9 protein-coding genes and 1 tRNA gene are annotated in these 12,901 nt (G+C 48.5%); 4 read left to right on the top strand and 6 right to left on the bottom strand.

The annotated features are described in order from the left end of the window. Nucleotides 1-55: 55 nt before the first annotated feature. From ACF8PK_RS03525 to ACF8PK_RS03535, 3 genes are all read right to left on the bottom strand, one after another. A tRNA-Pro gene (locus tag ACF8PK_RS03525) sits at nt 56-132 on the bottom strand. A 63-nt stretch (nt 133-195) separates the two neighbouring features. Continuing rightward, on the bottom strand, nt 196-2,001 hold the full coding sequence (locus ACF8PK_RS03530; protein WP_055466019.1) for a DUF3413 domain-containing protein: 1,806 nt from the start codon (nt 1,999-2,001) through the stop codon (nt 196-198). 34 nt (nt 2,002-2,035) lie between these two features. Continuing rightward, entirely contained in the window at nt 2,036-2,251 is a 216-nt protein-coding gene (locus ACF8PK_RS03535; protein WP_004724190.1) for a YejL family protein, read from the bottom strand. A gap of 84 nt (nt 2,252-2,335) precedes the next feature. On the opposite strand from ACF8PK_RS03535, the gene yejK reads away from it, so the two are divergent. Next, complete coding sequence (yejK, locus tag ACF8PK_RS03540) at nt 2,336-3,337, top strand: nucleoid-associated protein YejK (protein ID WP_014204663.1); 1,002 nt, start codon at nt 2,336-2,338, stop codon at nt 3,335-3,337. 115 nt (nt 3,338-3,452) lie between these two features. Beyond that, the gene (locus ACF8PK_RS03545; protein WP_392440081.1) at nt 3,453-4,694 is read left to right on the top strand and encodes an Hpt domain-containing protein; all 1,242 of its coding nucleotides are present in this window, start codon (nt 3,453-3,455) and stop codon (nt 4,692-4,694) included. A 196-nt stretch (nt 4,695-4,890) separates the two neighbouring features. Here the strand turns inward: ACF8PK_RS03545 and nhaC are convergent, their stop codons facing one another. Next, nucleotides 4,891-6,330 (bottom strand): Na+/H+ antiporter NhaC, encoded by a 1,440-nt coding sequence (nhaC, locus tag ACF8PK_RS03550; protein ID WP_004724193.1) that lies wholly within the window; start codon nt 6,328-6,330, stop codon nt 4,891-4,893. A 433-nt stretch (nt 6,331-6,763) separates the two neighbouring features. On the opposite strand from nhaC, the gene asd reads away from it, so the two are divergent. Next, nucleotides 6,764-7,879, top strand: a complete 1,116-nt coding sequence (gene asd / locus ACF8PK_RS03555) for an aspartate-semialdehyde dehydrogenase (RefSeq protein WP_392440083.1) — start codon at nt 6,764-6,766, stop codon at nt 7,877-7,879. A 43-nt stretch (nt 7,880-7,922) separates the two neighbouring features. Here the strand turns inward: asd and ACF8PK_RS03560 are convergent, their stop codons facing one another. Together ACF8PK_RS03560 and ACF8PK_RS03565 are read right to left on the bottom strand one after the other, a co-directional pair. Beyond that, nucleotides 7,923-8,798 carry an ion transporter gene (locus ACF8PK_RS03560; RefSeq protein ID WP_014204665.1) on the bottom strand — a complete coding sequence of 292 codons (876 nt, stop codon included), beginning with the start codon at nt 8,796-8,798 and terminating at the stop codon, nt 7,923-7,925. Nucleotides 8,799-8,849: 51 nt separating this feature from the next. Continuing rightward, nucleotides 8,850-9,485 (bottom strand): YchE family NAAT transporter, encoded by a 636-nt coding sequence (locus ACF8PK_RS03565; protein ID WP_014204666.1) that lies wholly within the window; start codon nt 9,483-9,485, stop codon nt 8,850-8,852. A 629-nt stretch (nt 9,486-10,114) separates the two neighbouring features. Here ACF8PK_RS03565 and adhE point away from each other — a divergent pair. Beyond that, entirely contained in the window at nt 10,115-12,817 is a 2,703-nt protein-coding gene (gene adhE, locus ACF8PK_RS03570; RefSeq protein WP_004724197.1) for a bifunctional acetaldehyde-CoA/alcohol dehydrogenase, read from the top strand. The last annotated feature ends 84 nt before the right edge of the window (nt 12,818-12,901 follow it).

Consider the following 12,901-nt stretch of genomic DNA (forward strand, 5'->3'; position numbering starts at 1 on the left):
ATAGTAAATTGCGGATAGAAAAAAAGAGAGCCGAAGCTCTCTTTTTTTAGGTGTATGGTCGGACTGAGAGGATTTGAACCTCCGACCCCCGACACCCCATGACGGTGCGCTACCAAGCTGCGCTACAGTCCGATGGGGTTAATCTAAACATTTTCATGCAGTGCGTCAACTAGGAAACAGTGATAAATCGCTGATTTAATTATCCTTTGAGTAAAAACGCTGCAATTCCGTCAACCCTTGCATCAAAATCGGCAATGTTGGGTTGGCATCTTTCAATCGTTGGTAATTGTCATCAAACAATTTGAAGTTGCCAAACTTGTCGATCACGGTGGTTTCTTGGTCAGTGATCAGGGCTAATTCACGGGAATCGCCGGCCAGAATCCACTTCCGTTTGTTCTCGTTAAATAGGTTACGACCGCTACTGAAATCACTCGGGTTTGAGGACACACCCAGCAGATCTTGCAGCAAAGTGACGCTTAAATCGAGATGACTGGAGCGATGGTTAAAGGTCGCAGCAATTTTACCCGGCCAACGAATCACCATTGGAACTTGGAGCTGATAACGGCTGTAGTTGCTGTTCGCGCCCCAACTGTTGGTCTTCGTTTCATTAAATTCTGTGCCGTGATTGGAGGTCACAATCACCACGGTGTTGTCCATCAAATCGAGCTCTTGCAACTTGGTCAACAGCAGCCCCAGCTCGCGATCCGCAACGGTGACTGAATGGTGGTAGTTGTTGCGCAGCTTATCCGTTGCAGAGCCTTGGGTGTTGCTATCGGCATAATTGCTGAAGTTGTCGACCGTGGTTAGCTCAAGGAAGCTAAACCATGGGGCGCTGCTTTTATCGCTGACCCAATTGGCCCAGCGTTGAATGGTTTGTTCATCGGCAGAGGTATCGGGATCAAACGGCGCTTTGGAGAGCGGCAGGCCACGGAAAATGGTTTCCTGATACAGGCTGTCACTGAAGTTGTCGCCGCTGAATAGGCCAAACTGATACGACTGTGATTTAAGCACGTCCATCAGTACCGGCGCAGTGCCTTGCACGGTGATGCTGCTGGCATAACTGCTTGGTAAGCCATAAAACAGGCCAAACATACCAAATGCATCGTTGCTTGAGCTGTAGTGGTTGGTGAAGTTGAGGTTGCTGGCGGCGAATTGCGCCATGTTTGGCATCATCTCTTTGGTCAGCACATCGGCGCGTAGGTTGTCGACACTCACCACCAGAATGTTGAGGTTATTCGCACGACGACCGAACTGGATTTTCTCCAGCGGGTAGCTCACCAAATCCACATTACTGCGGCTCTTCTCTTCCAAACGTTTAAGGTATTCCTCACGATCCAACAGGCCATGCTTCTCCATGAAAGACTTCGCGGTCATCGGGTAGGAGAGTGGGAAGTTCGATTTTTGGCTGGTGACTGGCGCGTAGAGGTAAGCATCCGACCACACATAGATCAGATGGCTGGCAATAAAGCTGACGAAAAACACCGCGGCCATTGGGCGACCGATGCGCTTGTGAGACAGTTTACGTTGTTTGCGCCACACCCATTCAGACAAGCCCAGTTGCAGCAAAAAGATCAGCGGCAGAACCACAAACAGATGTTGTAGGTCGGTGCTGACGTTGCTGTCGTCACTAAAGAGGAGTTCCCACACCACAGGAGTGAGGTGGAGGTTAATGGTCTGATAGGTTTGCGTATCAATCAGTAAGACGGTGAGGCCGAATGTGGCGAAACAGACGGCAACAAACCGAAATAACGTTCGTGACGGTATCAGGAACGTGAGGGGAAATAGAATTAAAAGGTAGAGGGCGAAAACCAGAAAGCCGAAATGACCCACCCAAGAAAGCGTCAAATAAAATTGGCCTAAGAAGGTGTCCGGCCACGGCGACTGAGCAATGTAACGTGTGCCAATCAGCATGGCTGCAATGATGTTGAAGAAGGCAAACCAGTGCCCCCAACCAACCAGACGAGATACACGTTCGCCGTATGTGTTTCCGCTATCTACCATGTATTTTTCTATTTATCCGGTGTTAAGTATGAAATTAATTTTGCAACGAAGACATTAACGCTTGCGCAAACTTCTCTGCAATCGCTTTTCGCTGTGCTGCGGCCACGTTCTGGTTCAACACGTTGGTTGCCACGTTGCCGGCAATCATCAGGGTAAGCTCTGGAGAAGCATCATGTTTATCAAGAACGGCAGCGATTTCAGTCAGGATAGTTTCAACTTTTTCGTCGCTGTATTTCGATGTAATTGGCATAAAGACTCTAATGATGATAGTAAAAGCGGCTTATGATAACCTACTATGCCTTACAACTGAAACCAGTACGATGAATATTTCACTATGAGTTTGCACCTTTCCAATGTCATTTTGCATCAACTGCGCAAAAACGATAATGACGAGTTGATGGTTAACTACCGCGCTCAGTCTCTTGACAATGATACCTCAACCGAGAACCTCGTGGCCGAGTTGCATCGCGTTTTCAATGCGAAAGCGGGCAAAGGTTTCGGTTCGTTTAAGTCTGACAGTGATTTTCAAACATGGTTACATGAATTGCGTAAAGGGGAACGTAACTTTTACGACTTTTCGCAAGTGAGTGCGCAACGCCTGAAAGATGAGTTGGCGAAGTACCCCTTTGCCGACGAAGGCATTCTGGTGATGGCAGAGTACCAATCACTGGCGACTGATTATCTGTTTATTGGCATTTTGCCGATGAACCAAAGCTTGAAAGTGACGGAAGGTCTCGATATCAGCGCGACTGACTACCTCGACATCAATAAGATGGACATTGCGGCGCGCATTGATCTGTCGAGCTACGAGACCGATCGTGATTCAAACCGTTACCTGTCTTACATCAAAGGCCGTGTGGGCCGTAAAGTGGCTGACTTCTTCCTTGATTTTCTGCAAGCAGACATCGGTTTGGATCCAAAACAGCAAAACCAACTGCTGATGCAGGCCGTGGAAGATTTCTGTACCGATTCAAAACTCGAAAAAGACGAAGCGATCAGCTACAAGAAGCAGGTTTACGAGTACTGCAACGATCAAATCAAAGCGGGTGAAGAAGTCCAAGTTCAAGAGCTTTCAGGGGAGCTGCCTGCAAGCACCGACGGCACCAGCTTCTTTGATTTCACCCGTGAACACGGATATGAGTTGGAAGAGAGCTTCCCGGGCGACCGCAGCACGGTGCGCAAACTGACTAAGTATGTGGGCGCCGGTGGCGGCCTGAATATCAGCTTTGACAGCCTGCTGATGGGGGAGCGCGTATTCTACGACCCAGAAACTGACACGCTGACCATTAAAGGCACCCCGCCTAACTTGCGCGATCAACTGACCCGCAAACAATGATGACATGAGAGCGCTACGGCGCTCTTTTTTGTATGCTTTTTAGCCGCTGTCACGACAGGTGATGTATTTCAGTATATGCTTGTATTGAATCACAAATACAGTGCAGAGAGCAGGGATGAGCGCAAACCGAATCAGTGGATGGCTAAAAAACAGGTTGGATCTTGCGGTGATTGTCGTGTGGGGCGTCGTCATGTTGGCGGTGCTGTTGCAATACCGCGCGCTAGAAGTGACCAGTCGCAATCTGAATGAACTTGAAAATAGTGTAGATGGTTTGCGCAATACCCTCTACTTTCAGTCGCCATACCGAACCACACGTGCCAATGATCTGGCGCTCAATATTCAAGTGATTTACTCATTGCGGTTGCAGCTCGAAGCCGATTCAGATTCCAATTGGTTTCAGCCCGACTTAACGCAAACGTTATATGTGACAGATCGCTTTATCGAGCAGACGCGAAGTTTTCTTGCCGTGGAATTGTCGATTAACGAGTTAGTCGAGCAGTTGCAGGCGTTGCGAGAACGCTATGCACACCAACCCGACGTGCAGGCCGATTACCTCAAAATTGGCGCTTTCGTCTTGCAAGCGCTGTACACCGAAGGCGCGCGCAGCCCTGAACTCTACCGCACCTTTGATGCCTTGCTGAAACAATCCGAATCCTTGCCTACGGAAGCCAAAGACAATTTGCAACGCACGCTGGCTCGCGTTTCTACCTTGCTGAGTCACTATGCGGAAGGCGACAATTTGGTCGATAAACTGCTGCGTCATCGCGTGCACAACGAGATCATGTCGGCCAACACGCAATATGAAGAACGCTTTAAAACGCTGACGATCCTGAGCATGCTTAGTAGCGCTGTCGCCATGCTGTTGCTGGTGATTTTGGCGATGCGCCGTGAAAAATGGCACGCCAAATTGCAAGCTGTTCCCGTGGCTGAACCTGCGCTGGTGATGACGGAAAGTCCCACGCCGGTGGTGACCCCCATCAACCCAACGTTTGAACCGGAGGTGGTCATTGAAGAGGGGGCGGCCATCAACATTCAGCGCATGCTCTCTTCATTGAACGACGATTACGACTCGGTTCACATGCTACTGGAGGTGTTCATCGAAGATCATCGCAACGATGATGAGGGGTTGCGCCAGTTGTTGAGGACGGATTCGGAAGCGGCATTGCGTAAGGCGCACAGCTTGAAAGGGGTGGCGGGAAATTTAGGCGCCGATGGATTACGTGATGTGGCGTTGGCGATTGAGATGAAACTGAAACACGGCTCGCAACCGACGGAATCGGACCTACAGAAGTTGAGTGCTCATCTGAAGCAGACTATTGAAAGTGCGCGTTATTTTCTGAACAAGCGGGCGAGTTAACGGCTTTCAACGCATTTGGGTTTTCAAGATGCGCTGCTTTTCGGCATGTGTCGGATAGAGACGACGGTGAGTAAAGGCGGCGAGACAGTGCAGAGATAAAACCGTGCAGAGATAAGACACTGCAGATATCAATAGAGCGAGAAACAAACAGAGCGCGAAATTCGCGCTCTGTTTTTATTGGATCAGTTGGTACGGATTAAGCCGATTGCTTTTGCAATGCCAGCGCCGCTTCCTCTTCCAACGTAGCCTCTGCGGTTGGTTCGCATTTATCGACAAACCAACCCATGTAAGAGGTGAAAATGGTCACGATGATACACACGAAGCTGAGCCACATGAACGGCGCGTAGGAGAGGGTTGCCACGCCAAGAATACTCGCCATGTAAATGCCGTTGTCACTCCAAGGCACCATGCCGGAGGTGAGCGTGCCACCAAACTCGGCGTTACGAGACAAGTTTTTACGTTTGTAACCCAGACGGTCGTAGTTCTTCGCACAGATTTTTGGGGTCAGGATCAGGGACACGTACATCGCAGAACCAAACACGTTCCCCATAAATGCCGTACCGATGGTGCTGGTTGCCAGTGAGCCTGGGCTTGTGACGCGGCGTTCGAACAGTTTCGCGATGGTTTCCAGCACGCCCACTTTATCCAGCAAACCACCAAAACCAAGACCGAATACGATGACCGCCACTGAACCCAGCATAGACGACATACCACCACGGTTTAGAATCGCATCAATGAAATCCACGCCAGATTCAATGTGGAATGGTGCCCATGCCGTGTTGAATGCTTGCAGGAAGTCGACGTCCTGAATCATCACCGCCCAAACGATACCCAGCAGCGAACCGAAGCTGATCACCGGGAAAGATGGCATACGCATGGCCAGCAAGCCCAACACAATCAGGACAGGAATAAACGAATATGGCGTGATGTAGAACTGCGTTTCCATCGCGTTAATCACCGACTGAACCTGTGACATATCGACGTTGCCTGCGTAGTGGAAACCAAACAGTGTAAACATGATACCGGTGATGATGTAGCTGATCAGCGCGATCGGCAGCATGCCTTTGATGTGTTCCATGACTTCAACGTTCGACATGGACGAGGCCAGAATCACAGAGTCTGACAGAGGCGACATTTTGTCACCAAAGTAACAGCCAGACAGAACCGCACCCGCCGTAATTGGTGCAGGAACGCCAAGGCCTTGGCCGATCCCCATCATCGCAATACCGGCGGTACCCGCAGCACCCCAAGAGGTACCGGTAGCCAGCGCAGTCAGAGAACAGATCACCATGGTCGCCAGCAAGAAGATAGAAGGGTGGATCGCTTGCAGACCGTAGTAAATGATCGTCGGCACAATCCCGCCGGAAATCCAGGTTCCGACCAGCGCACCCACGGCTAAAAGTATTAAAACTGCACCTAAACCGTTAGAAATGCCGCTAAGTGCCGCTTTTTCTAGTTCTTGGTATTTGTGACCAAGGCGGACACCTAATACAAAAATAATGAACCAGCCAATGTATAAGGCCAGCTGAATCGGTAGATCGAACTTAGCAGTAAACGAAAAAGCCAATAGTAAAAACAGACCGAGCGATACAATAACTTGTACCAAGCTGGGCAAGCGTTTGGGGGCTTGAGTCATTCTAAGAACCTCTTATCGGGTTATCGGGTAGTTGTGCTAAGGAGGGGAAAACATCCTTATCAGTTGCGCGGAACTGTACATGAGTTGGAATAATATATCGACATTAAACTCAATTGGTGTGATTTGTGTCGTTATGGTGGTTAATTGGTGGGTTTAAATGTTGTATTTGAGCAAATGATTTGAAACAAAAAGATTTGTAATGTGAAAAATGCGTGTAACAAAGTGTAAGTAGTTAAGTGAAGATTTGATTACCAAAGGCTGAAGAATTAACAAATTTAACGCTTTTAGCAGTTTGCCGGCGAAATCGTTGTGTATCGCGGTGCGACGAAAGAAAAACTTACGACTTTTCTGAATAAAGGCTTGAGATTTTATCCTGAACCACTTATAGATGATGGATTGAATTTTTAACTGGAATACACGGAGAGTTAGTGCGATGAGAGTAGGTTTAGTGGGTTGGCGTGGTATGGTTGGTTCTGTACTGATGCAGCGAATGGTTGAAGAGCGTGATTTTGACCTGATCGATCCTGTTTTCTACAGTACGTCACAAATTGGTATCCCTGCGCCAAACTTTGGTAAGGAAGCTGGTCTACTGCAAGACGCGTTTGATATTGATAGCCTGAAACAGCTGGATGCGGTGATCACGTGTCAAGGCGGCAGCTACACTGAAAAGGTGTACCCAGCGCTGCGTCAAGCTGGCTGGAAAGGCGACTGGATTGATGCGGCCTCCACACTTCGCATGGACAAAGACTCCATCATTACTCTGGATCCAGTCAACTTGGCGCAAATTCAACAAGGCATTCACGGCGGCACCAACACATTTGTTGGCGGCAACTGTACCGTGAGCTTGATGTTGATGGGCCTCGGCGGTCTGTTTGAACGCGGCCTGGTTGAATGGATGAGCGCCATGACTTACCAAGCTGCTTCCGGTGCAGGCGCGCAAAACATGCGTGAATTGATTTCGCAAATGGGCGTGATCAACGATGCGGTGAGCTCTGAGCTGGCCAATCCGTCAAGTTCCATTCTGGACATCGACCAGAAAGTGGCAGAAACCATGCGCTCATCGAGCTTCCCAACCGACCAGTTTGGCGTTCCGCTAGCCGGGTCGTTGATTCCTTGGATCGACGTGAAACGCGACAACGGTCAAAGCAAAGAAGAGTGGAAAGCCGGCGTGGAAGCGAACAAGATTCTAGGTTCACAAAACTCGCCTGTGCCAATCGACGGGACATGTGTCCGTATTGGTGCGATGCGTTGTCACTCTCAAGCGCTGACCATCAAGCTGAAACAAAATGTGCCGCTTGATGAAATCGAAGAGATGATTGCAACGCACAACGATTGGGTGAAAGTGATTCCGAACGAGCGTGACATTACCGCGCGTGAACTGAGCCCTGCGAAAGTGACGGGCACTTTGTCCGTGCCAGTCGGCCGTTTGCGTAAAATGTCGATGGGTGATGACTTCCTCAACGCATTCACCGTGGGTGACCAACTGTTGTGGGGCGCGGCGGAGCCACTGCGTCGTACACTGCGCATCATCCTTGCTGAAAAGCAATAAATCCCGCTCTGCTCTAACGTATAAAAATAATAATAAAGCGCCTTTACGGCGCTTTATTTTCTTCTAACGTTTCGAGCCCATTGACGACCGGTACCACCCGTTTATCCGGCTCTGCCAATTCACTGCCGCAATGTTTGCAATACATCGCATCGGCTTCATGGCCGGCTTGTGAGCAGTTGGGGCATTTCACCAGCGAGCGGTGGGAGTTCATCTCTTGGTTGAGTTCGGCGGTAATGATCCCAGTTGGTACTGCCAGAATCGAATAACCCAGTAGCATGGTCAGTGATGCCACCGCTTTGCCCAGTGCCGTTTGAGGTGCAACGTCGCCATAACCGACCGTTGTGATGGTGACGATGGCCCAGTAAATACTTTGCGGAATGCTGGTAAAGCCGTTTTCTGGCCCTTCAATGACATACACCAACGAACCAAAGATCGTCACCAAAACCGCCACAGTACTGAAGAAAATCAGTACCTTTCGGCGCGCAGCAAGTAGCGAGCGCATCAATATATTGGAGTCTTGCAGGTAACGCACCAGCTTTAGAATTCGAAAGATACGCATGACGCGTAGCAAACGAATGGCACCCATAAACGTTGCAGACGGAAACAGCAGCGCAAAGTAAGTGGGTAAGATCGCCAGCAAATCAATCACACCGTAGAAGCTTTTGGCATACGCAGTCGGCTTGGGTGAGCAGTAGAGACGCAGTAAGTATTCGATCGTAAACAGCGCCGTGAAGAAATATTCGATGTAACGAATTTCAGTTTTCCACACTGCGGAAATATCGGGAATGGAATCGAGAATGAGTGCGACGATGGACGTGAGAATCGCGGCAATCAGCGTGATATCGAAAATTCGACCGCCTCGCGTGTAAGTCCCAAAAATAATGACATAAAGATGATGTTTAAGCGTCTTGTTGGACATGATATTGCAACCAGTTTCATCAGTTGCAATATCATAACGCCTCATTTGCGATTACGCTAACCCTGGAAACAGGCTACGCAAACCATTGGTGATAAATTCGATGCCCAATGCACCCAGAATCAGACCCATGATACGGGTGATCACGTTGATGCCCGTCTGCCCGAGCAAACGCACAATATATGGCGCAGAGCGAAACAGCAGCCACGAAGCAACGCTGAATACCACAATCGTCAGGATGATGCCGGCTGTGTCGATCATCGCAGGGTAACGTGACCCATAGACAATGGTCGAACTGATGGCACCTGGTCCCGCCATTAGGGGCATCGCCAAAGGCACCACACCGATTTGTTCACGGCTGATGTATTCCGATTTTTCCTGTTTGTTCTGTTTATCTTCACCCAGCTTACCGCTCATCATGGAGAAGGCGATACTCAGTAGTAGTAAACCACCGGCGACGCGAAACGAGTCGAGCGAAATGCTGAACATATCCAGCAACATCTGACCGCCCAACAGCGCCGTAATTAAAATGACGGCCACGGCAATGTTGGCTGTACGCGCGATTTTGTTTTTTTCTTCCGGTGTCATGTGACCGGTGAGCGAAACAAACACCGGCATGATGCCCACTGGGTTCACAGCGGCAACCAGTCCTAAAAAAAACTGTAGAAAGATAGCAAACTCAAAATGCATTAAACGGTCTCTTGGCGATCATGGGATTGAAATGAAGCAAGCGTAATGTAAGTCAAAGATAGCAAAAGGACGAATGAAAAAAAGTATCGCTTTTTTGGTTCTATGATTTAAAAAAACTAATCATGGGCAAATGTTGCAATCAACATGTTTCACTATTGTGCTTATTGCGTATGTCTTCCGCTGACTTTGTTAACATCAGCACATTTTTTGTAAAAAAAGAGCGTGGCGGTGGTGGGGGAAGTGGCGCAAGATATACTCTTAGTAGCACATTAAACGGCGGTTACACGTAGTGTTGTTGTTTATAAATGAAACTTTTTTACAAAGTGTTGTAGTTTTTTTAGTTTTACTTGTTCGTTGATGTGTTTTTTGTCATCGAAAAAATGGTTTTTATTTGTGTTGTTATTCAGTTGCTTAGGTGCTTTTTGTGTTGGCTTATACCCCTAGAGGGGTAATTAATTTTTCATAACTGATCTGAGTCAATTTTTTTCACACAGTGAAATATTATACTCAGCCATGAAAGCAATTTACTAAGTCTGTCGATTAGATTAACCGTTGACCAAGTAAGAAAAACTCAGGGACGCATACTTAATAAAGAGTTTTTAACGTTTTTCTATTTTAGGAGATTCATTATGCCTGTAACTAACCTGGCTGAACTAGATGCTCTTGTTGCTCGCGTGAAAGCGGCACAAGCAGAATTTGCGACCTACTCTCAAGAGCAAGTCGACAAAATCTTCCGTGCAGCATCTTTGGCAGCTAACCAAGCTCGTATTCCTCTAGCGCAACAAGCGGTAGCAGAATCAGGCATGGGTATTGTTGAGGACAAAGTAATCAAAAACCACTTTGCATCTGAGTACATCTACAACAAGTACAAAGATGAAAAGACTTGCGGCGTTCTTGAAGAAGACGACAGCATGGGTACCATGACCATCGCTGAGCCTGTAGGTATCATCTGTGGTATTGTTCCAACCACCAACCCAACTTCAACTGCGATTTTCAAATCACTGATTTCTCTGAAAACTCGTAACGGTATTATCTTCTCGCCACACCCACGTGCTAAACACTCAACCAACGATGCCGCTAAACTGGTTCTAGACGCCGCTGTTGCAGCTGGCGCGCCAAAAGACATCATCGGCTGGATTGATGAGCCATCTGTGGAACTGTCTAACGCACTGATGAAACACGAAGGTATCGCTCTGATCCTTGCAACTGGTGGTCCAGGCATGGTGAAAGCGGCTTATTCTTCAGGTAAACCAGCAATCGGTGTAGGTGCAGGTAACGTTCCTGTTGTGATCGATGAAACGGCTGACATCAAACGTGCAGTTGCTTCAGTACTGATGTCTAAAACATTCGACAACGGCGTTGTGTGTGCTTCTGAGCAAGCTGTCATCGTGATGGACGAAGTGTACGACGAAGTGAAAGAGCGTTTCGCGACTCACAAAGCACACGTCCTGAGCAAAGCAGATGCAGACAAAGTACGTAAAGTGCTTCTGATTGATGGCGCTTTGAACGCGAAAATCGTAGGCCAACCAGCAACTAAGATTGCTGAAATGGCAGGCGTTAAAGTGCCAGCTGATACGAAGATCCTTGTTGGTGAAGGTATCGGTGAAGTGTCTTACGACGACGAATTCGCTCACGAAAAACTGTCTCCAACACTGGGTATGTTCCGCGCAACTTCTTTCGAAAACGCGGTTGACCAAGCAGTGAAAATGGTTGAAATCGGCGGTATCGGCCATACTTCAGGCCTATACACTGACCAAGACGTGAACGCAGACCGTATCCGTTACTTCGGTGACCGTCTGAAAACAGCTCGTATTCTGGTGAACATCCCGACCACTCACGGTGGTATCGGTGACCTATACAACTTCAACGTTGCGCCATCTCTGACGCTAGGTTGTGGTTCTTGGGGTGGTAACTCTATCTCTGAGAACGTAGGTCCTAAACACCTTATCAACAAGAAAATTGTTGCGAAGCGAGCTGAAAACATGTTGTGGCACAAACTACCTAAATCAATCTACTTCCGTCGTGGTAGCCTTCCAGTCGCTCTGGGCGATCTAGAAGGTAAGAAACGCGCGTTCCTTGTTACTGACCGTTTCCTATTCAACAACGGTTACGCAGATGAAGTAGTGAGCCTGCTGAAAGCGCAAGGCATGGAAGTGACCACATTCTACGAAGTGGAAGCCGATCCAACGCTGACTATCGTGAAGAAAGGCGCAGAGCAAATGCGTAGCTTCCAACCAGACGTGATTCTAGCGCTAGGTGGTGGTTCACCAATGGATGCTGCGAAGATCATGTGGGTTATGTACGAGCACCCAGAAACTCACTTCGAAGAACTAGCAATGCGCTTTATGGACATCCGTAAACGTATCTACAAGTTCCCTAAAATGGGTCAAAAAGCTGAATTGGTTTGTATCACAACCACATCAGGTACAGGTTCAGAAGTGACACCATTCGCTGTGGTAACTGACGATGAAACTGGTGCGAAATACCCACTGGCTGACTACGAACTGACACCAAACATGGCTATCGTTGATGCGAACCTTGTGATGAACATGCCTAAGTCTCTGACTGCCTTCGGTGGTTACGATGCAGTCGTTCACGCTCTGGAAGCATACGTATCTGTTCTAGCGAACGAATACTCTGACGGTCAGGCACTGCAAGCACTGAAACTGCTGAAAGAATACCTGCCATCAAGCTACGCAAACGGTGCGAAAGATCCAATCGCTCGTGAAAAAGTACACAACGCAGCGACTATCGCGGGTGTGGCCTTTGCGAACGCATTCTTGGGTGTATGTCACTCAATGGCGCACAAACTGGGTGCTGAGTTCCACCTGCCTCACGGCTTGGCAAACTCACTGCTGATGGCAAACGTGGTTCGTTACAACGCGAATGACAACCCAACTAAACAAACTGCGTTCTCTCAATACGACCGCCCACAAGCACGTCGTCGCTACGCTGAAGTTGCTGACCACTTGGGTCTGTCTAAACCAGGCGACCGCACTGCTCAGAAAATTGAGCGTCTGCTAGGTTGGTTGGAAGAGTTGAAACTGGCACTGGATATCCCAGCGTCAATTCAAGCAGCTGGCGTTAACGAAGCTGACTTCCTAGCGAAAGTTGATGAACTAGCGGTTGAAGCGTTCGATGACCAATGTACTGGTGCGAACCCACGTTACCCTCTCATCAGCGAGCTGAAAGAAGTTCTGCTAGCGTCTTACTACGGTAAACCTTTCGTTGAAGGTGAAACTTTCGAAGGCACTACCGTTATCAAGAAACGTGCAGACCAAGAAGCAGCGAAAGCAGCGCCTAAAGCGAAGAAAGACAAAGCTGAAGCGTAATGAGATAAGTTTTCGCTAGCACGAAACTTATTATCGGGAAAATTCAAGCCCCACCGTTTGGTGGGGCTTTTTTATCGCTGTGCT

The sequence above is a fragment of the Vibrio sp. CJQ_6 genome, assembly GCF_043106745.1.
Classification (GTDB): Bacteria; Pseudomonadota; Gammaproteobacteria; order Enterobacterales; family Vibrionaceae; genus Vibrio; species Vibrio furnissii.

What these genes read in the sequence shown, in the direction of transcription:
- ACF8PK_RS03530 (WP_055466019.1), bottom strand. Translation starts at nt 2,001, where the DNA reads ATGGTAGATAGCGGAAACACATACGGCGAACGTGTATCTCGTCTGGTT.
- ACF8PK_RS03535 (WP_004724190.1), bottom strand. Translation starts at nt 2,251, where the DNA reads ATGCCAATTACATCGAAATACAGCGACGAAAAAGTTGAAACTATCCTG.
- yejK (WP_014204663.1), top strand. Translation starts at nt 2,336, where the DNA reads ATGAGTTTGCACCTTTCCAATGTCATTTTGCATCAACTGCGCAAAAAC.
- ACF8PK_RS03545 (WP_392440081.1), top strand. Translation starts at nt 3,453, where the DNA reads ATGAGCGCAAACCGAATCAGTGGATGGCTAAAAAACAGGTTGGATCTT.
- nhaC (WP_004724193.1), bottom strand. Translation starts at nt 6,330, where the DNA reads ATGACTCAAGCCCCCAAACGCTTGCCCAGCTTGGTACAAGTTATTGTA.
- asd (WP_392440083.1), top strand. Translation starts at nt 6,764, where the DNA reads ATGAGAGTAGGTTTAGTGGGTTGGCGTGGTATGGTTGGTTCTGTACTG.
- ACF8PK_RS03560 (WP_014204665.1), bottom strand. Translation starts at nt 8,798, where the DNA reads ATGTCCAACAAGACGCTTAAACATCATCTTTATGTCATTATTTTTGGG.
- ACF8PK_RS03565 (WP_014204666.1), bottom strand. Translation starts at nt 9,485, where the DNA reads ATGCATTTTGAGTTTGCTATCTTTCTACAGTTTTTTTTAGGACTGGTT.
- adhE (WP_004724197.1), top strand. Translation starts at nt 10,115, where the DNA reads ATGCCTGTAACTAACCTGGCTGAACTAGATGCTCTTGTTGCTCGCGTG.